This window comes from Kribbella sp. NPDC051952, from assembly GCF_040680855.1.
Lineage (GTDB): Bacteria > Actinomycetota > Actinomycetes > Propionibacteriales > Kribbellaceae > Kribbella.
The window spans coordinates 1-20,635 of the sequence record NZ_JBFAXQ010000022.1; the positions used below are offsets into that span (position 1 = coordinate 1).

A 20,635-nucleotide genomic window follows, 5' to 3' on the forward strand; every position below is an offset into this window, starting at 1 on the left:
GCCCCGGTCTGGCTCCATACCCCTCACTCTAGAGCCGGTCCCGAACAAATTACGCTCAGTAGGCATCCCAATGTGTGAGATTGCCCTGAGAGCGGTTGCCGGGTTCGGATTCCGGGCGACGGGTGAATAGACTCAAGGCTTCGAGGATGACCTTCGGGAGGAGCTCGATGCGCGTGCTGGAGACGGTCGGAGGGCCGGCGGACCTCAAGAAGCTGACCGGTCAGCAGCTCACCGATCTCGCTGCCGAGATCCGGGACGTGCTGGTCGAGACGGTGTCACGCACCGGCGGCCACCTGGGCCCGAACCTCGGCATGGTCGAGATCACCCTGGCCATGCACCGGGTCTTCGACTCACCACGGGACCGGCTCGTCTTCGACGTCGGCCACCAGGCGTACGTCCACAAGCTCGTCACCGGCCGGGCGCCGAAGTTCGACACGCTCCGTCAGCACGGTGGCCTGTCCGGCTACCCGAGCCAGGCCGAGTCCGAGCACGACATCATCGAGAACAGCCACGCCTCGACGGCCCTCTCGTACGCCGATGGTCTGGCGAAGGCCTACCGGCTACGCGGGGACGACCGGCACGTGGTCGCGCTCATCGGTGACGGCGGCCTGACCGGCGGCATGGCCTGGGAGGCGCTGAACAACATCGCCGCCGCCAAGGACCTCAAGCTGGTCATCATCGTCAACGACAACGGCCGGTCGTACAGCGACACCGTCGGGGGCCTGGCCACCCACCTGACCAGCCTGCGCACCAACCCGCGGTACGAGAAGATCCTCGACCTGATCAAGAAGAACCTCGGCCGTACGCCGTATGTCGGCCCGCCGGCGTACGAGGTCCTGCACGGGGTGAAGAAGGGCCTCAAGGACATGCTCGCCCCCCAGGGCATGTTCGAGGACCTCGGCCTCAAGTACGTAGGTCCCGTCGCCGGTCACGACCGTGAGGCGATGGAGGACGCGCTGCGGAGCGCGAAGGCGTTCGGCGGCCCGGTGATCGTGCACGCGGTGACCCAGAAGGGCTTCGGGTACGCCGCCGCCGAGCAGGACGAGGAGGACAACTTCCACCAGATCCGGCCGGCCAACAAGCCGCGTGGCTGGACGGACGTGTTCGCCGACGAGATGGTGCGGATCGGTGGCGAGCGCCCGGACGTGGTCGCGATCACCGCCGCCATGCTGCACCCGACCGGCCTGGCGCCGTTCGCGGACAAGTTCCCGGACCGGATCTTCGACGTCGGCATCGCCGAGCAGCACGCCGTGACCAGTGCGGCCGGCCTCGCGATGGGCGGTCTGCATCCGGTTGTCTGCCTCTACTCGACGTTCCTGAACCGGGCCTTCGACCAGGTCCTGATGGACGTCGCGCTGCACAAGTGCGGCGTCACGTTCGTGCTCGACCGCGCGGGTGTCACTGGTGAGGACGGCCCGAGCCACAACGGCATGTGGGACATGTCGCTCCTCCAGGTCGTCCCCGGCCTGCGCCTTGCCGCGCCGCGCGACGGGACCCGGTTGGAGGAACTGCTCAACGAAGCGGTCGCGGTGGAGGACGCCCCGACCGTGCTGCGCTTTGCCAAGGGCGAGGTGTTCCCGGACATCGACACGATCGACCGGATCGGCACGATCGACGTGCTGAAGCGCTCGGGCAACGACGTCCTGCTCGTCGGCATCGGTGCGATGGCCGCGACCGCGATGGATGTCGCGCAGCGGCTGGAGGCGCAGGGCTTCGGCGTGACCGTGGTGGACCCGCGCTGGGTCAAGCCGGTCGATCCGAAGCTGGTCGAGCTGGCACCGGACTTCAAGCTTGTGGTGACGATCGAGGACAACGGCCGCGCCGGCGGTTGCGGCTCGATGATCGCGCAGGCCCTCCGGGACGCGGACGTGAGCACGCCGGTTCGCGACTTCGGGATCCCGCAGAAGTTCCTCGAGCACGCCAAGCGTCCCGCCGTACTGCAGGAGATCGGACTGACCGGGCAGGAGCTCGCCCGGGACATCACCGAGCTGATCGCTCGCCGTCAAGGCGACGCGTTCAGCGAGCCGGACCCGGCCGGTGGCCGGGGTAGCGCCTGAGCCGGACCAGGACCGAGCCAGGAGCCGGACCGTGAGTGAGGGTGGGCGCCACTCCGCGCCGCCGCGCAGCCGGCACTCGGCCGCGCGACGGCGTACGCGGATGTGGCCGTTGCTGCTCTCGCTGCTCCTGGTGGCGGGCGCGGTCGGCGGCGGTCTCGCTCTGCACCAGTCCAGTGAACGCGCCGAGGGTGCCGCGACCGCAGGCCCGACCACGCCGGCCATCGACCTGGCCGCCCGGGCCGCGGCGGTGGACAAGGTGCTGAAGCGGCGGGCTCAGGCCGTGCTCGCGGACAACGAGACGGAGTTCCTGGCCGACGTTGACCCGGGCAACAAGAACTTGGTCGCGCGGCAGCGGACCCTGTTCACGAATCTCCGCCAGTTCGGCTTCGCCCGGCTGGCGTACGAGCAGATGTCGCAGCAGTACGACGATGCGATCGCGCAGAAGTACGGCCCGTCGACGTACCTCGTGGCGATCGCGATGAGCTACCAGATCCGGGGCATCGACATGGTCCCGGTCCGGGCGATGCTCGGGTACACGTTCACCGAGAAGGCGCCCGGTGACTGGATGCTGGTCTCCGACACCGACCTGGACAAACGGCTCCCGCGCGGCTCGCACGAGGAGGCCTGGGACACGGGCTCGGTGCTCGTGAAGCGCGCGCCGCGGGTGCTCGTGGTCGTCGAGCAGGGCCAGGTCCAGCTCGCGACGAAGCTGACCAAGATGGCGAGCAGCGCGGTGACGGCGGTGACGAAGAGCTGGCCGGGTGGCTGGAAGGGCGCCGGTGTGGTGATCGCCCTCGACGACAAGATCGTCCGGGGTGCCGACTACACCCAGCCGAAGAACGCCGAGGACGCGCTGGCGATGGCGACGTGGGTCTACCGAACGCTGCCCGGCGAAGCCACCGGCGAGGGGGAGCGGGCCGACTCCTACGTCGTGATCAATCCGCGCAACCGGGACAAGGTCGACGCGCGGACACTGGCGCACGAGTTCACTCACGTTGCGACCGCGCCGTACGGGCCGTATGCGCCGCGGTGGTTGGTCGAGGGCGCGGCGACGTACGTCGAGTTCCTGCCGATGGAGGGCGAGGAGCCGCTGCTGCTCGACCAGTACAAGCTGGACGTGCAGACGAAGTACCTCGCCAAGGCGAAGAGCCTGCCCGTCGACGCGAAGTTCTTCGACCAGGCCGACAGTGCGTACCCGCTGTCCTGGCTCGCCGTCGAGTACCTCTTCAAGCGGTACGGCGGGACCGAGGTCGGCACGCTCTACCAAGAGCTCGCCGCGCTCGGCTCGACCCAGGCCGAACGCGACCGGATCATGGTCGAACACATCAACCTGACCGAAGCCGGACTCTTCCAAGCCCTCAAGACGGCCGCAGCCGCGTAAGGCCACCAGACACGACCAGAGCCGTGTAGGGTAGCCGCTCGACTGACGGGTACTCGGAGGGGAACGGCCCGAAGTGAGTGCGACCATGCCGAGCGCCGGACCGCCGGGTGCTCAGCCCCCGCCTGGAGGACCTCGCCGCTGGCTGGGGTTGCTGGTGGCGGTGGCGCTTGTCTCCGGCGGGGTGGCCTACACCGTTGAAGAGCGGGAACGGGATGCCCGGGACCGTCCGGTCGCGACGCAGACCCCGACCCAGACCGCCACGCCCTCGCGGACCGCCACCGCGGTCGCCGCGCGCCGGGTCGAGGTCGACACGATCCTGCTGCGCCGGGCGCAGGCTGTGCAGACCGGGAACGAGGCGCTGTTCCTCACCGATGTCGACCCGGCGAACAAGAAACTCATCGCCGCGCAGAAGGTGCTGTTCGCGAACCTGGTCGAGATCGGCTTCCAGGAGATCGGCTACAGCCAGGCCGAAGAGCGCTTCAACGCCGCGGTGATGAAGGCCCACGGACGTACGACGTACCTGGTCCGGGTGCTGATGCGCTACCAGATCCCGCAGGTCGACGTCGCGCCCGTGACGACCGAGCTCGGTTACACGTTCATCAATCGGGCCGGTCGCTGGGTGCTGACCGACGACGATGATCTGGACACCGACCTCGGTCCGGGCGCGCACCAGGAGGCCTGGGACCTGGGCCGGATCGAGGTGCTGCGCGGACCGCGCGTCCTGGTCGCCGTTGAGAAGGGCGACACCAAGCGCGGCCGGGCGATCGTGACCGAGGCAACCGAGGGGCTCGCCGAGGTCTCGTCGTACTGGCCGCGCAAGTGGCGTGGTTCGGTGTTCGTGATCGCGCTGGACGAGAGCGAGGTCCGCGATGCCCGGTTCGCCGACGAGGACATCGAGTCGGCCGCGAGTGCGGGCTCGACCTTCTCCTCACTGCCCGGTGCGGACACCGCCGACGGTACGGTCGCCGGCGCGTACATCGTGATCAACCCGAACGAGCGCGACCGGGTCGACGAGATCCTGCTCTCGCACGAGATCACCCACGTGGCCACCGCCGACCTGGGCGGATACGAGCCGCTCTGGCTGGCCGAAGGCGCGGCCGAGTATGTCTCCTGGCGGGGGATCGAGGCGATCAGCGGACCGGGTGAGGTCGGCAAGTGGGAGCAGGAGGTCATCGACGACGCGATGCCGACACTGAGCGCGCTGCCGACCGACGCTGGCTTCTACCAGAACTCCGCCGACGTGTACGGCGTGAGCTGGCTCGCGGTCCGGTACCTGGTCCAGCGGATCGGGCTGGACCACGTCGAGGAGCTGTACGAGGACCTCGCGATGCACGGCACCGACCAGGCGTCGCGGGATCGGATCCTGCTGAGTCGCAGCGGGTTGACCGAGGCAACGTTATGGACATCACTGCAGTCCTATCGGCCGCAACGCTGAGACCCGAAACACGGTTTACGGACCTACTCTGAGTGGCGGATTGACCTCACGTGGTCAGCGAGGCAATCTCGAATGGTTCCGTCCGGTCCTTGAATGGACACAGTCGAGGAGGCGCAGATGAGTCTTGTGCGGAAGAAGACGATCGAGCAGTCGATCGCGGACACCGACGAACCGGAGTACCAGCTCAAGAAACGCCTCACCGCGATCGACCTGACCGTCTTCGGCATCGGCGTCATCATCGGTGCCGGTATCTTCACGCTCACCGGTCGCGCCGCCAAGTTGTACGCCGGGCCTGGTATCGCGTTGTCGTTCGTTTTCGCCGCGATCTGTTGTGCGCTGGCAGCCCTGTGCTACGCCGAGTTCTCGTCCACGGTCCCGGTGTCGGGATCGGCGTACACGTTCTCGTACTTCGGGCTCGGTGAGATCTTTGCCTGGATCATCGGTTGGGACCTGCTGCTCGAGCTGATGCTCGGCGCCAGCGTGGTCTCGCAGGGCTGGTCGACGTACGCCGCTCTGTTCCTCGATCAGATCGGGTTGGGCTGGCCGGAGTCGATAGGCCCGGACAGTCATGTGAACGTGCTGGCGATGCTGCTCGTCCTCGTGCTGGCCACGCTCGCGACGATCGGGATCAAGGAGTCGCTGCGGGTCAACCTGGTGCTGGTCGCGATCAAGCTCTTCGTGGTCCTGTTCGTGATCATCGCCGGCCTGTTCTACATCAAGAGCTCGAACCTGACCCCGTTCATCCCGCCGAGCGTTCCGGCCGAGGGTGGCGGTGTCGAGCTGACCACACCGTTGTTCCAGGCCCTGTTCGGGTTTACCCCGTCGACGTTCGGCGTGATGGGCCTGGTCTCGGGTGCGTCGCTGGTGTTCTTCGCGTTCATCGGGTTCGACGTGGTCGCGACCACGGCCGAAGAGGCGAAGAACCCGCAGCGCGACCTGCCCCGCGGCATCATCGGCTCGCTCGCGATCTGCACGGTGCTCTACGTGCTGGTCTGCATCGTGATCACCGGCATGGTGAAGTACTCCGACATCAACGGTGAGGCCGCGCTGGCCGAGGCGTTCCGGTCGGTCGGCCGTGGTGGGTTCGCGACACTGATCTCGGCGGGTGCCGTGGCAGGCCTGACCACTGTCGTACTGACGCTGATGATCGGTGCCGCGCGGGTGGTGTTCGCGATGAGCCGCGACCACCTGGTGCCGCGTCAACTCGGCAAGACGCACCCGAAGTGGGGTACGCCGTACCGGCTGACCATCGGGATCGGCATCGTGGTCGCGATCGTGGCGGGCGTGACCCCGATCGGGAAGCTCGAGGAGATGGTGAACATCGGCACGCTGGCCGCGTTCACGCTGGTCTCGATCGCCGTACCGGTACTGCGGAAGAGCCGGCCGGACGTCCAGCGCTCGTTCACGGTGCCGGGCAACCCGGTGATCCCGATCCTGGCCGCGGTGATCTGCATCTACCTGATGCTGAACCTGTCGCTGGAGACCTGGCTGCGGTTCGCGATCTGGATGGTGCTGGGCTTCGTCATCTACGCGCTGTACGGCTACCGGCGCAGCCGCGTCGGGATCGAGGAGCGGACAGGCGAGGTCACGAAGGCCTGATCCAGGCTCTCGGGTGGTCGGCTGCCGGGTAGGATCAGCCGACCATCCAAGGGAGACCCATGAACCACCCGAGACGCTTGCTCGCGGCATTGGCCGCGCTGGCGTTGGCCGCTACCGCGGGGGTGGTCGTCATTCGGTCCGAGCGGAGTGGGTCCTCGGGTGCGAGCGCGGTGGCTGCGGCCGCCACGCCCGGGCCGTTGACGGAGGCGGAGAAGGACGCGCGTAAGGCGCAGATCGACGTACTGCTGGCCGGTCGGGCCAACGCCGTACTGAAGGGGGATCTGCGCGGGTTTCTGGCGGCGGTGGATCCGAAGCAGCCGCAGTTGGTGGCTCGGCAGCGAGTGTTGTTCACGAACCTGCGGAAGTTCGGGTTCGCGAAGCTGACGTACTTCGCGGCCGAGGAGCGGCAGGTGCCGGAGCTGACGAAGTACGGCCCGGATACGTTCACGACTCGGGTGATGATGCGGTATCAGCTGGCCGGTCTGGACACGAAGCCGGTGCAGACGGATCTCGGGTACACGTTCGTCCAGCGGGCCGGCATGTGGGTGCTGGTCGAGGACAGCGCGATCGATGCGGAGCTGAGCCGGGACGGGCATCGGCAGCCGTGGGACTACCAGGAGATCGCGGTCGTACGCCGCGGCAAGATCGTCGTCGTGGTCGACAAGCGGGAGGTCGCGCTCGGCGAGAAGATCGCGAAGGTCTCCCAAGGTGCGGTCGATGCGGTACGACGGCATTGGCCGCGACCGTGGAACGGTGCCGTGATGGTCGTCGCGATGGCGGAGCCGCGGGTGATGTCGTTGCTGTGGACATCTGGATCGGGGTCCGGGTGGACGGTCGCGGCGAAGGCGGTCACGCTGTACGACGGTGAGCCGATCGGGCCGAAGACGCGAGCTCCCGTGAGTAGCCGGATCGTGGTGAATCCGGCCGTGCGCAAGGAGCTGACTGAGGATCTACTTGCGCACGAGATGACGCACGTGGCGACGACGCCGGTCGGGAGCTTCACGCCGATCTGGCTGGTCGAGGGGTTGGCCGAGTACGTCCGCTGCGCGTCGATCGAGGACGATCCGCATTGGACGGTTGATCCCTACCGGAAGGTCGTCCGGAGCAAATACCTGCCCGGGATGAAGGTGCTCCCGGGTCCTGCCGAGTTCGACGCCAGCGGGGACAAGGCGTACGGGCAAAGCTGGTGGATCACGTCGTACCTGGAATCCAAGCTGGGGGAGAAGGGCTTGGCGTCCCTCTACACAGACCTGGCCCAGCACCCCTCCACCACAACCATCCTCAAAAACCACACAGGCAAAACCCCCGCAGAACTGGTCGCCGCAGCCAAGAAGTACAAGGGCTGATCCCTCGATCCTCCCGCGCTTGCCCTCAGCAACGATCGGCGCCGACGGCGACCCCGACGATCGTGCAGGGTTCGGTGCCTTGGTTGCGCCACGCGTGCCGGGTGCCGTTCTGGACGACCACGTCGCCTGCCCGCAACACCGTCTGCTCGCCGTCGTCGAGCTCCAGGGTGATCTCGCCGGAGACGACCAGGACGTAGTCGATGCTGTCGGTGGTGTGCATGCCGGGATCGTCCGCCTCCATGGTCGCGATCGCCCCGGGCATCTGCCGCTCCAACTCGACCATCTCGGCGCCCACGTCCAGACCCGGCGGAGCAACCAGTTCGCCCGGCGGGATCAGGTTGATCATGAAGCGCGATCCCGCCGGCGGCGGGTAGTACGCATGCGCGGGCCGTGGCGAACCGTCGTCGGGAAACCTGGGCCGGTCGTCCCGGCCCCACAACCGGTACGCCGCGCAGCCGGGCATGAGCGCGGACCTGATCGGCTCGACGGCGCGATCGTCGACCACCCGGGCCCTCCCGTCGACGTCGTGTCCGGTCACTACTCGGCGTACCTTCATGCGCTCGGCCCGATCCTTCCTCGATGCTGCCGCGTATTGATACGGCACCGTATTGATACGCCACCGTATTCTCGGTCCGCGGGATCGGTCAATACGGTGGCGTATCATTGCCGTCCGTGGCGAACGAGTCGACCCGCCTGACCGCCCGGGACTGGGCGTGGGCCGCGCTGAAGGCGATCGCAGGCGGCGGGCTGGCGGCAGTCGCGGTCGAGCCGCTGGCGCGGACGCTCGGCGTGACCAAAGGCAGTTTCTACGCCCACTATCGCAACCGGGACGAGCTGATCGAGGCGGCCCTCTCGGAATGGGTGCGTACGCACGGCGACGAGGGACTCGCCGAATTCGCCGCGATCGCCGACCCGGAGGCGCGCCTGCGCAACTTGCTCACGGTCGTCGTCCAGGCCGTCCAGCCACTGGCCCCTTCGGCCCACCTGAGCTTGCTTGGTGACCGCAACGACCCCCGGGTCCGAGAGGCCGTCAAGCAGGTGAACCAGGCGCGCCTGAACCTGCTGTCGCACACCTATCGAGAACTCGGTCTCTCCCCGGAACGAGCCGCCTCGCGCGCGCGAGTCGCGTACGCAGCGATCCTAGGGCTGATGCACCTGGCCCAAACCGACCCAGCCACCAGCCCCGACGCCGACGCACTCGCCACCGAAGCGACCAAGGTCTTCCTGACCCCTTGATCAGTCCCGGTGCCGGCCCGTTGCACGCCGCCCGATCCGCTGGGGGCCGGAGCGGCCCCCAGCCGGCAGGCTTAGGCGAGGCTTGCTGCGCCCTTGGGGAGGAAGCGGGAGCTGTTGGTCTTCTCCGAGATGCCGGAGCGGTCCAGGTAGGGGGTGATGCCGCCTAGGTGGAAGGGCCAGCCGGCGCCTAGGAGGAGGCAGAGGTCTATGTCTTGGGCCTCGGCTACTACGCCTTCCTCGAGCATGATGTGGATCTCTTCGGCGAGGGCGCTGAGGACCCGGGTGCGGAGCTCCTCGGGCGTGGACGGCTTGTCGCCGACCGTCACCAGCGCCTCGACCTCCGGGTCCACGACCGGCTTACCCTCGGGCCAGATGTAGAACGAGCTCTTGCCCGCAGCAACAACCTTCGCAAGGTTCTCCGACACCGCGAACCGTTCCGGATACGCCCGGTTCATCGTCTCCGCTACATGCAGCGCAACCGGCAGACCGACCAGCTGCAGCAACACGAACGGCGGCATCGGCAACCCCAAGGCCGACAACGCCTTGTCCGCCTCGGTGATCGGCGTACCCTCGTCCACCGCCGCGCTGACCTCACCCAGGAACCGCGTCAGCAACCGGTTCACCACGAACGCCGGCGCATCCTTCACCAGCACACACGACTTCTTCAACGTCTTGCCGACCGCGAACGCAGTCGCCAGCGAAGGGTCGTCGGTCTTGTCGGCCCGGATGATCTCCAGCAACGGCAGCACCGCAACCGGGTTGAAGAAGTGGAACCCGACCACCCGCTCCGGGTGCGCCAGCTCCGCCGCCATCTCCGTCACCGACAACGACGACGTGTTCGTCGCCAGGATCGCGTCCGGCCGGACGATCTTCTCCAGGTCGGCGAAGATCGTCTTCTTCAGCTGCAGTTCCTCGAACACAGCCTCGATCACGAAGTCCGCATCCGCGAACACCGCACGATCGACCGACCCGGTGACGAGCGCCTTCAGCTGGTTCGCCTTGTCGGAGCGAACGCGGCCCTTCGCGAGCAGCTTGTCGATCTCACCGTGGACATACGAGACCCCACGATCCACGCGCTCCTGATCCAGGTCGGTCAGCACCACCGGAACCTCGAGCCGCCGCGCGAACAACAACGCCAACTGTCCCGCCATCAGACCCGCACCAACAACGCCGACCTTCGTCACCGGACGCGCCAGCGACTTGTCCGGCGCACCGGCCGGACGCTTGGCCCGCTTGTTCACCAGGTCGAAGGCGTACAGCCCGCTGCGCAGCTCCTCGCTCATGATCAGATCCGCGAGCGCCTCGTCCTCCGCCGCGAACCCACGATCGCGATCGTTGTCCTTCGCCGCCGCGATCAGCTCCAGCGCCCGGTACGGCGCCGGCGCCGCCCCGCTCACCTTCACATCGGCAAATCCCTTGCCTCGGGCAACAGCCGCGTCCCACGCGTCGCCGCGGTCGACCTCCGGCCGCTCGACGACGATCTCACCCGTCAGCACCTTCGAAGCCCACAGCAGCGACTGCTCCAGGAAGTCCGCCGAGTCCAGCAGTACGTCGCCGATGCCGAACTGCACGGCCTCCGGCCCACTCAGCATCTTGTTCTGGTTCAGGGCGTTCTCGACCACGACCTTGACGGCCTTGTCGGCACCGATCAGGTTCGGCAGCAGGAAGTTGCCACCCCAGCCCGGGAGCAGACCGAGGAACACCTCGGGCGTCGACAGCATGCCGGCCGCGACCGAGATGGTCCGGTACGTGGCGTGCAGCGCGACCTCGAGGCCACCGCCGAGCGCCACCCCGTTCACGAACGCGAACGACGGCTTGCCGCCGTCGACGAGCTTGCGCATCACACCGTGACCGATCCGGCCCAGGTTCAGCGCCTGCTCACGATCCGTCAGCTTCGGTACGCCGGTCAGGTCCGCACCCGCGGCCAGGATGAACGGCTTCCCGGTCACACCGATCGCCACGATCTCGTCCCGAGCCAGCGCCGCGTCGATCGCCTCATTCAGCGACGCCAGACCCTTGGGTCCGAACGTGTTCGGCTTGGTGTGGTCGTGCCCGTTGTCGAGCGTGATCAGCGCCATCGTGCCGGCCTTACCCGGCAGCACCACGTCCCGGGAGTGGGCAAAAGTCACCAGTTCATCGGTCTCGATGGCGACGGCCTCGGAAATCAGTTCCTGCAAGCTCATGCGGCCGCGTTCCCTTCCCAGTTCGGGTTCTCCCAGATGACCGTGCCGCCCATGCCGAGGCCGACGCACATGGTGGTGAGGCCGTAGCGGACCTCGGGGCGCTGCTCGAACTGCTTGGCCAGCTGGTTCATCAGCCGGATGCCGGACGAGGCCAGCGGGTGGCCGTACGCGATCGCGCCACCGTACGGGTTGACCCGCGGGTCGTCGTCCGCGATGCCGTAGTGCTCCAGGAACGCCAGCACCTGGACGGCGAACGCCTCGTTCACCTCGAAGGCCTGGATGTCGTCGATCGTCAGCCCGGCCAGCTTCAGCGCCTTCTCGGTCGCCGGGACCGGGCCGAAGCCCATCACCTCGGGCTCGACGCCGACGAAGCCGTACGAGACCAGCTTCATCTTAGGCTTCAGGCCGAGCTCCGCGGCGGCCTCGGCCGAGGTGATCAGCGCGGCGGTCGCGCCGTCGTTGATCCCGGCAGAGTTGCCCGCCGTGACCCGGCCGTGCGGGCGGAACGGAGTCTTCAGCTTGGCCAGGTCTTCCATCGTGGTGCCCGGGCGCATCGGCTCGTCGGTGGTGGCGTAGCCCCAGCCCTGTTCGGCCGACCGGGTCGCGATCGGCACCAGGTCCGGCTGGATCAGGTCGTTCGCGTAGGCCTTGGCCGCGCGCTCCTGGGAGGCGACCGCGAACGCGTCGGCGCGCTGCTTGGTGATCGAGGGGTAGCGGTCGTGCAGGTTCTCCGCGGTCGACCCCATCACGAGGGCGGAGGTGTCGACGAGCTTCTCGGAGATGATCCGCGGGTTCGGGTCGACGCCCTCACCCATCGGGTGCCGGCCCATGTGCTCGACCCCGCCGGCAATCACCACGTCTTGTGCGCCGAAGGCGATGCCCGACGCGAGGGTGGTCACGGCCGTCATCGCGCCCGCGCACATCCGGTCGATGGCGTAGCCCGGAGTGGTGTTCGGCAGGCCCGCGAGCAGAGCTGCGGTCCGGCCGATGGTCAGACCCTGGTCGCCGATCTGGGTGGTGGCCGCGATGGCGACCTCCTCCACCTTCTCCGGGGGCAGCGACGGGTTGCGTCGCAGCAGCTCCCGGATGCACTTGATCACCAGGTCGTCGGCACGCGTCTCGGCGTACTGGCCCTTGGCCTTGCCGAACGGGGTGCGAACGCCGTCGACGAACACGACATCGCGGATCTCACGGGGCACGGGGGCGCTCCTCTGGGGTCGGGAAAGCTACCCCTAGGCTACCCGTCGGTAACACAACTCCCCAACCGCCACGCGCTGTGCGGCCGGTCACAAAGCACAGCGAGACCGTCACTCAGGCGTGACCCGTGGCGAACCGCCCCGAATCGGCGCATGCTGGAGCCAGGTAGCTATGGGGAGCCGTTCAATGAACAACTTTGATCTCGCCGTACCGGTCCTGAGCCGGGGCAAGCACCGCAACCCTCGCAAGGGCGCCTGCTTCATGGAGTTCGCCTCGTACCTGGCCGGCGAGCCCTGGTCGGACCATCCGGCCTGCACGCACCCGCTGCTCGCGGGCGTGGCCCGAGACGTCAACGACTGTACGACGGACGCCGGCCGGTCCCGGCTGGCGCCACTCATCCCATCGGTCATCGGGCTGACGCCTGAGGACCCTCACGTCGTACCAAGGGTGACCGCGCGCTGCATCCAGCAGGCGTTGCCCGTGGTCTCGCAGGAGCGGCAGTACATCCTGGCTGTGGCGTTGCTGGTGGGGGAGAAGCACCTGGCCGCGCTGGACGGTCGCCCACTGGACGACGTCGAGCCGGACTCGCTCGCGGTCCTGGAGTCGGTCCCGTCCGCAACAAAGTGGGCCCGTTCCTTCACCGCCCGAGCCCGCAGGGGTACGCCGGACTTCGCGCGCCGGACCGCACCCCGGGCCGTGTCGTGTGCGGTCGAGGGCATCTCGCAGGCCTGCGTACCGAACCCGGACGAGCGGCTGTACAACCTGCTGACCGCGGCCATCGAGGAATCGAAGCTGTGGATGCCCGCGCCCGTGCAGACGCCCACGAGACAAGAGGCCGTGGAAGTTCGCTAGGCGACCAGTAGGCTTCACGATGTGACCTTGGAGATCGATACCGGCTCAGGTTTGATGCCAGTCCACGAGTGGGGCGACGCCGACGGTGACGCCCCCGGATTGCTCCTCCTGCAGGAGATCTTCGGGGTCTCCGACTACATCCAGCAACGTGCCGCGGATCTGGCTGCCCTCGGGTACTACGTGGTCGCGCCGGAGATCTACTGGCGGCTGGACGACAGGTCGCTGGACGAGTCCGACCCGGAGGTGCTGGACCGCGCCATCGGCATCATGCAGCGGGTCGACTGGGACCAGGCCGTCATCGACTCCGTGGCCGCGCTGGAGTATGTCCGCGGCCGCGACAAGGGCGTCGGGATCGTCGGGTTCTGCTTCGGCGGTGGGCTGGGGTTCAACGTCGCCGCGGTCTCGTCGCCGGATGTGCTGGTGAGCTACTACGGTTCCGCGATACCCGGCCTGCTCGAGCTCGCACCGCAGGTGACCGCGACCAGCCTGCACCACTTCGGCGACGCCGACACCTACGTCGATCCCGACACGGTCGTCCCGGCCCTCGGTGATGCCGAGATCCACCGCTATCCCGAGGCCGGTCATGCCTTCGACAACCCCTTGCCGGCCTTCCATCACGCGGACGCCTCCGCGCTCGCGTGGCGGCGTACCGAAGACTTTCTCGCCCGTTACCTTCCAACCTCCCAAGGAACAGCATGAGCCTGTACGACATCCCTTTGACCACCTTGTCCGGTGCGGACACCTCGCTCGGTGAGTACAAAGGCAAGACCATCCTCGTCGTCAACGTGGCGTCCAAGTGTGGTCTGACCCCGCAGTACGAGGGCCTGGAGAAGCTGCAGGAGCGGTACGCATCCCGCGGCTTCACCGTCCTCGGTGCCCCGTGCAACCAGTTCGGCGGCCAGGAGCCGGGCACGGCGGAGGAGATCGAGACGTTCTGCTCGACGACGTACGGCGTGACCTTCCCGATGCTCGACAAGCTCGAGGTGAATGGCGACGGCAGGCACCCGCTGTACGCCGAGCTGACCCTGACGCCGGACGCCGAGGGTGAGGCCGGCGACGTGCAGTGGAACTTCGAGAAGTTCCTGATCACCCCGGAAGGCACGATCGCGGCCCGGTTCCGCCCGCGCACCGAGCCGGAGTCCGACGAGGTCGTCGGCGCGATCGAGACCCAGCTCGCCAAGTAGCGGCCAGAACCCGTCCTGATCTGCTCCTACGGTGGTACCAACCAACCACCAAAGGAGCACGATCATGACCGTCACGCCGATCCCCGAGGGCTATCACTCGGTCACGCCGTGGATCATCGGCCACGACACGGCCGGCCTGATGGACTTCCTCGCTGCCGCGTTCGGTGCCGAGGACCTGGGCGGCCGGGTCGTCGACGACCATGGCCGCATCGGGCACGCCGAGATGCGGATCGGGGACTCGGTGGTGATGATGTTTGACCAGTCGGACTGGCCGCCGACCCCGGCGTTCCTGCGCTTCTACCTGCCGGACGTCGAGACCGCGGTGAAGAACGCGGTCGCGGCCGGCAGCACGGTGGTGACCGAGCCGACGCATCTGTTCTGGGGTGACGTCGTCGCGCGGGTGCACGACCCGTTCGGGAACCTGTACTGGCTGCAGACCCGGATCGAGATCGTGGACGAGGCCGAAATCGGGCGCCGGTTCGGTGACCAGAAGTTCCTCAACGCGATGCAGTACGTGCAGAGCTCGCTGTTCCGGCCGGCTGGTTAGTCCAGGGGTTTGGCGGGGGCCTCGGTTGCCATGGCGTCGGTTAGGGTCTCGGCGGTGAGGGCGATCTGCCAGCCGCGGGCATGGTGCTCGCGCAGGAAGGTCGTCACCACCTCGAGGTCTAACTCCGGCGGTGGGGACCAGGCCAGCCGACGGATCGTGTCGGGGGAGAGCAGGTTCTCGGTCGGTAGCCGGTGCGCCTCGGCGATCTCCGCGACCGCGGTCCGCGCGGCGGACAACCGAGCCGCCGCGTCCGGGTCCCGGTCGGCCCAGGCGCGGGCCGGCGGCGGACCGTCGTACCGGGGGCCTTGCTTCGGGAGCTCGGAGTCGGGGAGCCGGCGCGCGTGGTCGATCGCCTCCCACCAGGTCCGCATGTGGCGGTGCGCGCCGCGGCCCTTGAAGGCGGTCAGCTTCTGCAGCGTGTCCCGGTCGGCCGGCATCGCCGACGCGGCCTCGACGATCGCCGCGTCCGGCAGGATCCGCCCGGGGGAGATGTCCGCGGACTCGGCGATCTGGTCGCGCGCTTCCCACAACGCCCGTACGACGGCCAGACTCCGGCGATTGCGGACCCGGTGCATCCCGGACGTACGGCGCCACGGGTCCGGCCGGGGCTCTTTCGGTGGGGCGTCGAGGATCGCGGCGAACTCCTGCTCGGCCCACTCCCACTTGCCGTCCCGGCGGAGCTCCTGCTCGATCGCATCGCGGAGCTCGATCAGCATCTCGACGTCGAGTGCGGCGTACACGAGCCAGGGTGCGGGCAACGGGCGGGTCGACCAGTCGGCGGCCGAGTGCTCCTTGCGCATCCGGTAGCCGAGGACTTCGCTGACCAGTGAGGCCAGGCCGACCTTCGGGTAACCGAGCAGGCGGCCGGCGAGCTCGGTGTCGAAGACCGAACGCGGCACCATCCCGACCTCGGCCAGGCAGGCCAGGTCCTGGTTGGCGGCGTGGATGATCCACTCCGTGTCGACGATCGCGTCACCGAGTGAGGACAGGTCACCGAACGGGATCGGGTCGATCAAGGCTGATCCGGAGCCCTCGCGGCGCAGCTGGACCAGGTACGCACGGTGTGAGTAGCGGTAGCCGGAGGCGCGCTCGGCGTCGACGGCGACCGGGCCGGTGCCGGAGCGGAACGCATCGACGACCTCGGCCAGTGCCGGGTCGGTGTCGATGACCTCGGAGAGCCCGTCACGGAGCTCGAGCAACGGAAGGTTCGCGGTCGGGTCGTCCGGGACGGGCTGCGGCTGCTGGGTTTCGGCTGGGCTCATCGGCCCCGCTGTCCGCGCCGGGTCGGCATCGCGACGACCCCAGGCGGAACCGGCGGCAATCCGGCCGCTGTGCAGAGCACCTCGCCCCACGCCTCAGCGTGCCGGGTCACATCCACGCTGCCGTCAGCTCCCGGCACCGGGCTCCAGGACGCACGGATCTCGAGTTCCGCCGTCGCGTCGTCGTCGGCCATACCGCCGAAGCTTTCCGATACCACTCTGGTGACGGTACCGCTCGGGGCCAGGAAATCTGCGCCCCGGTCCGCCAGCGCCTCCATCAACCAGGTCCAGCCCACGCCACCGAGCAGCGCGTCGGTCACCATCTCCGGTTCGACGGCGGCGCGCACGTACGCGACACAGCGGAAGGTCGACTGCCAGGCGTCGTTCCCGTCCGGGTCGTAGAGGATGACGAGGCGGCCGGTGGCGACATCGTCACCGTCGACCGTCACGTCGGCGCTGACCGCCGCCGCATGCGGAGCGATCCGCTGCGGCGCGGGCATCTCCTCGACGAAGACCTCGGGCCGGAACCGAGCTCCGCGCAATTGCGTCACGGCCTCGGCGAACTCCGCGGGTGGCGCGTCGACCTGCTTGCGGGCACCCATGCTTCGCAGCCTACGACTGATTACACACCGACGCTGGCGACGACGCGCCGGTAACAGGCCGCGACCGCACGCTCAGACGCGAAAACGCCGCGTGGCATCATCCATGTGTGCCCTCGACGCAAACCTCTGTTGCCCGGTCCGCCTTCCTGCTCGCCGCCCGGGGTGAACCCGGGCCGCACACTCCGGTGTGGTTCATGCGCCAGGCCGGCCGCGCCCTGCCCGAGTACCGCGCGATCCGCGAGGGGATCACGATGCTCGAGTCCTGTATGCGTCCGGACCTCGTTGTCGAGATAACGCTGCAGCCGGTGCGCCGTTACGGCGTCGACGCGGCGGTCTTCTACGCCGACATCGTCCTGCCGCTGAAGGCGGCCGGTATGGACATCGAGATCAAGCCGGGAGTCGGCCCTGTCGTCGCCGACCCGATCCGGGACGCGGCCGGCCTCGCAGCGGTTCGCCCGGTCACGCCGGCCGACGTCCAGTTCACCACCGACGCGGTCAAGCAGCTCGTGACCGAGCTCGGCGAGACCCCGCTGATCGGCTTCGCGGGCGCACCCTTCACGGTGGCGTCGTACCTGGTCGAGGGTGGGCCGAGCAAGGACTTCGCGAAGACGAAGGCGCTCATGTACAGCGACCCGCAGCTCTGGCATGCGCTCGCCGACCGGCTCGCCGACGTGGCGATCGCCTATCTGTCCGTCCAGGTCGAGGCCGGCGCGTCCGCGATCCAGCTGTTCGACTCGTGGGCGGGCGGACTCTCGCCGCGGGACTACGAACGGTTCGTCCAGCCGCACTCGGCGAAGGTGTTCGAGGCGATGGCGTCGTACGGCGTACCGCGGATCCACTTCGGCGTGAACACGGGCGAATTGCTCGGCCTGATGAGCGCGGCCGGCGCCGACGTCGTCGGGGTCGACTGGCGAGTACCCCTGGACGAAGCGGTACGACGCGCGGGTCCGAAGCCCGTCCAGGGCAACCTGGACCCGGCCCTGCTGTTCGCCGGGTGGGACGCGATCGAGCCCGAGATCGACCGGATCCTGCTCGAGGGCAAGGCGGCGCCCGGACACATCTTCAACCTCGGTCACGGTGTCCCGCCGACCGCGGATCCGGAGGTCCTGACCCGCATCGTCCGGTACGTCCACTCGAAGGCGGGCCATGTATCTGCCTGACCACGAGGTCACGCTGGAACTCCTGACCCCGGCGCACGCGGACGCCGTCCTCGCGTTCGAGCTGGAGAACAGGGAGTACTTCGCCCAGTGGATCCTGGATCGCGGTGACGAGTACTTCGCCTCCTTCCCGACCCGGCACGCCGCTCTGCTGACCGAGCAGGCCGCCGGGATCTGCCGGTTCCACGTCCTCGTGGACGCCTCCGGCGCGGTGGTCGGGCGGGTGAACCTGGTGGACCTGGAGAACGGGTCGGCCGAGCTCGGCTACCGGATCGCGGAGAAGGCGGCCGGGCGAGGGCTGGCCACGGCTGGTGTCCGCGCGGTCATCGCGCTCGCCGCCACGGAGTACGGGCTGTCGACGCTGTGGGCGGGCGCGTCGGTGCGGAACGGCGCGTCGCGGGCGGTGCTGACGCGAGTCGGCTTCCGGGTGGTCGGTGACTCGCACACGGAGCTGGGCCCGGGGAACAAGTACGAGCTGATGCTGGAGGACGCTTGAGCCGGGTAGTGGTCGTCGGCGGCGGGATCAGCGGGCTGGCGGCTGCGCACGCGCTGGCGAGCGGACCCAACCCGCCGCAGATCACCGTGCTCGAAGGCTCGCCGCGGCTCGGCGGCAAGCTGGTGGGCGCTGAGCTCGAGGGCGTGCCGGTCGACCTTGGTGCCGAGTCGGTCTTGGCCCGGCGACCGGAGGCCGTCGACCTGATCCGCGCGGTCGGGTTGGCGGACGACATCGTGCATCCGGAGAGCCTGTCTGCCGGGCTGTGGATCGGTGACCAGATCCGGGCGATCCCACCGACCGTGATGGGCGTCCCGATGGACCCGGCCACAACGATCGACGTACTGGGTCCCGAGGCTGCCGAGGCGGTCGCGCACGAGGCCGACCTGCCGGTGCCTGCGCTGACCGAGGACGTCGCGATCGGGCGGTTCGTCGCCGAGCGGATGGGCTCGGCGGTGACGGACAAGCTGATCGACCCGCTGCTCGGCGGGGTGTACGCCGGTAAGGCCGAAGAGATCTCGTTGGCGGCCGCGGTTCCCGACCTCTACGCCAAGCTGCGGACCGCCCCGAGCCTCCTCGCGGCGACGGCCGAACTGCGGGAGGCGGGCAAGAAGCGCGCCGGTCAACCGGTGTTCGCGGGTGTCGTGGGCGGAATCAACCGGATCATCACCGCGCTCGAGCAGGACCTGATCGATCGCGGCGTCGAGATCCGCCGCAATCTCGCCGTACGACGGATCACCCGCACAGCCACCGGGTATTCGCTGGAGGCCGGACCGGTCCCCGCACCGACCCGGCTTGAGGCCGACGCGGTGATTGTCGCCGTACCGGCGTCGCCCGCGGCCCGGATGTTGGCCGAGTTGGTGCCGGCGGCATCGACCGAGCTGGCGGCGATCGAGTACGCGAGCATGGCGATCGTGACGCTGGCGGTCCGGAAGCAGGATTGGCCGGTTGAAGCGACCGGGTCCGGCTTCCTCGTGCCCTCGGTCGAAGGGCGGACGATCAAGGCGTCGACGTACTCGCACAACAAGTGGGCATGGTCGGGTGATGCCGGGGGAGAGCTGGCGGTCCTGCGGGCCTCGGTCGGGCGGATCGGCGAGGAGTACGTGCTGCAGCGGTCCGACGACGAGCTCGTGGCGCTCGCCGTCGCGGACCTGCAGCGTGCGATGGGGTTGCAGGGACCCGTTGTCGGATCACTGGTGACCCGGTGGGGTGGCGGGCTTCCGCAGTACGCCGTGGGTCACTTGGACCGGATCGATCGGGTGGACGCCGCGGTCGGCGCGGAGCCGGGGTTGGCTGTGTGCGGAGCGGCGTACCGGGGTGTCGGAATCGCTGCGTGCGTGGTGTCGGGTGGTCAGGCGGCCACCCGGGTGCAGGCGCACCTGAAGACATTGGAGACAATGGCAACGTGACAGAGAAGCCGAAGGCTCGTGAACTCAACAATGTGATCCGCTACACCATGTGGTCGGTCTTCAAGGTGGAGACCCCGCTGGGTGATGCGGACCGGGACGAGCTGACCGCTGAGCTGTCCGACCTGCTGGCGAAGCTGCTGGCCGACGACGACGTGGTGGTCCGCGGGCTCTACGACGTCGAGGGCTTCCGGGCCGACGCCGACTTCATGGTCTGGTGGCACGCGCCGACCTCGGATGCGTTGCAGAAGGCGTACCACGCGCTGCGCCGGTCGCGGCTCGGGCGGCACCTCGCGCCGATCTGGTCGCAGTTGGCGCTGCACCGGCCGGCCGAGTTCAACAAGAGCCACATCCCCGCCTTCCTGGCCGACGAGGAGGCGCGGGCGTACGTCTGTGTGTACCCGTTCGTCCGGTCGTACGAGTGGTACCTGCTGCCGGACGAGGAGCGGCGGTTCATGCTCGCCGAGCACGGCAAGATGGCCCGCACCTACCCCGACGTCCGGGCGAACACGGTGGCGTCGTTCGCGCTGGGCGACTACGAGTGGATGCTCGCGTTCGAGGCGGACGAGCTGCACCGGATGGTCGACCTGATGCGCGACCTGCGCGCGTCCACGGCCCGGCGGCACGTGCGCGAGGAGGTCCCGTTCTACACCGGCAAGCGGGCCGAACTGGGCGACCTGGTCGCCAACCTGGCCTGACCC

At 68.5% G+C, this 20,635-nt stretch carries 19 protein-coding genes; 14 read left to right on the forward strand and 5 right to left on the reverse strand.

Features of this window, described 5'->3' with window-relative positions; translation table 11 throughout:
- Window positions 1–167 precede the first annotated feature (167 nt).
- The 5 genes from dxs (at window position 168) to AB0L70_RS31890 (ending at window position 7,818) form a co-directional block, all read left to right on the forward strand.
- Window positions 168–2,057 (forward strand): 1-deoxy-D-xylulose-5-phosphate synthase, encoded by a 1,890-nt coding sequence (dxs, locus tag AB0L70_RS31870; protein WP_363690605.1) that lies wholly within the window; start codon window positions 168–170, stop codon window positions 2,055–2,057.
- Between the two features lie 31 nt (window positions 2,058–2,088).
- The gene (locus tag AB0L70_RS31875; protein ID WP_363690480.1) at window positions 2,089–3,438 is read left to right on the forward strand and encodes a hypothetical protein; all 1,350 of its coding nucleotides are present in this window, start codon (window positions 2,089–2,091) and stop codon (window positions 3,436–3,438) included.
- Between the two features lie 154 nt (window positions 3,439–3,592).
- Window positions 3,593–4,873 carry a hypothetical protein gene (locus tag AB0L70_RS31880; RefSeq protein ID WP_363690481.1) on the forward strand — a complete coding sequence of 427 codons (1,281 nt, stop codon included), beginning with the start codon at window positions 3,593–3,595 and terminating at the stop codon, window positions 4,871–4,873.
- Between the two features lie 117 nt (window positions 4,874–4,990).
- Window positions 4,991–6,472, forward strand: coding sequence for an amino acid permease (locus tag AB0L70_RS31885; protein WP_363690482.1), 1,482 nt, complete (start codon window positions 4,991–4,993; stop codon window positions 6,470–6,472).
- A 59-nt stretch (window positions 6,473–6,531) separates the two neighbouring features.
- Window positions 6,532–7,818 carry a hypothetical protein gene (locus tag AB0L70_RS31890; protein WP_363690483.1) on the forward strand — a complete coding sequence of 429 codons (1,287 nt, stop codon included), beginning with the start codon at window positions 6,532–6,534 and terminating at the stop codon, window positions 7,816–7,818.
- A gap of 25 nt (window positions 7,819–7,843) precedes the next feature.
- Here the strand turns inward: AB0L70_RS31890 and AB0L70_RS31895 are convergent, their stop codons facing one another.
- Window positions 7,844–8,374: a cupin domain-containing protein gene (locus AB0L70_RS31895; RefSeq protein WP_363690484.1), complete on the reverse strand. Its 531-nt coding sequence runs from the start codon at window positions 8,372–8,374 to the stop codon at window positions 7,844–7,846.
- Window positions 8,375–8,490: 116 nt separating this feature from the next.
- Here AB0L70_RS31895 and AB0L70_RS31900 point away from each other — a divergent pair, with 116 nt between their 5' ends.
- The gene (locus AB0L70_RS31900) at window positions 8,491–9,054 is read left to right on the forward strand and encodes a TetR/AcrR family transcriptional regulator (protein ID WP_363690485.1); all 564 of its coding nucleotides are present in this window, start codon (window positions 8,491–8,493) and stop codon (window positions 9,052–9,054) included.
- Window positions 9,055–9,125: 71 nt separating this feature from the next.
- Here the strand turns inward: AB0L70_RS31900 and AB0L70_RS31905 are convergent, their stop codons facing one another.
- The gene (locus AB0L70_RS31905; RefSeq protein WP_363690486.1) at window positions 9,126–11,237 is read right to left on the reverse strand and encodes a 3-hydroxyacyl-CoA dehydrogenase NAD-binding domain-containing protein; all 2,112 of its coding nucleotides are present in this window, start codon (window positions 11,235–11,237) and stop codon (window positions 9,126–9,128) included.
- Window positions 11,234–12,436 carry an acetyl-CoA C-acyltransferase gene (locus tag AB0L70_RS31910; RefSeq protein ID WP_363690487.1) on the reverse strand — a complete coding sequence of 401 codons (1,203 nt, stop codon included), beginning with the start codon at window positions 12,434–12,436 and terminating at the stop codon, window positions 11,234–11,236. Before AB0L70_RS31910 ends, AB0L70_RS31905 begins: the two co-directional genes overlap by 4 nt.
- A gap of 184 nt (window positions 12,437–12,620) precedes the next feature.
- Here AB0L70_RS31910 and AB0L70_RS31915 point away from each other — a divergent pair, with 184 nt between their 5' ends.
- The 4 genes from AB0L70_RS31915 (at window position 12,621) to AB0L70_RS31930 (ending at window position 15,017) form a co-directional block, all read left to right on the forward strand.
- Window positions 12,621–13,286: a hypothetical protein gene (locus AB0L70_RS31915; RefSeq protein WP_363690488.1), complete on the forward strand. Its 666-nt coding sequence runs from the start codon at window positions 12,621–12,623 to the stop codon at window positions 13,284–13,286.
- A 21-nt stretch (window positions 13,287–13,307) separates the two neighbouring features.
- Entirely contained in the window at window positions 13,308–13,985 is a 678-nt protein-coding gene (locus AB0L70_RS31920; protein WP_363690489.1) for a dienelactone hydrolase family protein, read from the forward strand.
- Window positions 13,982–14,470 carry a glutathione peroxidase gene (locus tag AB0L70_RS31925; RefSeq protein WP_363690490.1) on the forward strand — a complete coding sequence of 163 codons (489 nt, stop codon included), beginning with the start codon at window positions 13,982–13,984 and terminating at the stop codon, window positions 14,468–14,470. The genes AB0L70_RS31920 and AB0L70_RS31925 overlap by 4 nt, the downstream gene beginning before the upstream one ends.
- Before the next feature lie 64 nt (window positions 14,471–14,534).
- Complete coding sequence (locus AB0L70_RS31930; RefSeq protein WP_363690491.1) at window positions 14,535–15,017, forward strand: VOC family protein; 483 nt, start codon at window positions 14,535–14,537, stop codon at window positions 15,015–15,017.
- On the opposite strand, the gene AB0L70_RS31935 is transcribed toward AB0L70_RS31930, so the two are convergent.
- Both AB0L70_RS31935 and AB0L70_RS31940 read right to left on the reverse strand, forming a co-directional pair.
- Window positions 15,014–16,279, reverse strand: coding sequence for a ribonuclease D (locus AB0L70_RS31935; protein WP_363690492.1), 1,266 nt, complete (start codon window positions 16,277–16,279; stop codon window positions 15,014–15,016). The genes AB0L70_RS31930 and AB0L70_RS31935 overlap by 4 nt on opposite strands.
- Entirely contained in the window at window positions 16,276–16,878 is a 603-nt protein-coding gene (locus AB0L70_RS31940) for a DUF3000 domain-containing protein (RefSeq protein WP_363690493.1), read from the reverse strand. Before AB0L70_RS31940 ends, AB0L70_RS31935 begins: the two co-directional genes overlap by 4 nt.
- A gap of 107 nt (window positions 16,879–16,985) precedes the next feature.
- Here AB0L70_RS31940 and hemE point away from each other — a divergent pair, with 107 nt between their 5' ends.
- From hemE to hemQ, 4 genes are read left to right on the forward strand one after another with little or no spacing between them, the layout of a single operon-like run.
- Complete coding sequence (gene hemE / locus AB0L70_RS31945; protein ID WP_363690494.1) at window positions 16,986–18,038, forward strand: uroporphyrinogen decarboxylase; 1,053 nt, start codon at window positions 16,986–16,988, stop codon at window positions 18,036–18,038.
- Window positions 18,025–18,531: a GNAT family N-acetyltransferase gene (locus AB0L70_RS31950; RefSeq protein WP_363690495.1), complete on the forward strand. Its 507-nt coding sequence runs from the start codon at window positions 18,025–18,027 to the stop codon at window positions 18,529–18,531. The genes hemE and AB0L70_RS31950 overlap by 14 nt, the downstream gene beginning before the upstream one ends.
- Window positions 18,528–19,937, forward strand: coding sequence for a protoporphyrinogen oxidase (gene hemG / locus AB0L70_RS31955; RefSeq protein WP_363690496.1), 1,410 nt, complete (start codon window positions 18,528–18,530; stop codon window positions 19,935–19,937). Before AB0L70_RS31950 ends, hemG begins: the two co-directional genes overlap by 4 nt.
- Entirely contained in the window at window positions 19,934–20,632 is a 699-nt protein-coding gene (gene hemQ, locus AB0L70_RS31960) for a hydrogen peroxide-dependent heme synthase (protein WP_363690497.1), read from the forward strand. The genes hemG and hemQ overlap by 4 nt, the downstream gene beginning before the upstream one ends.
- The last annotated feature ends 3 nt before the right edge of the window (window positions 20,633–20,635 follow it).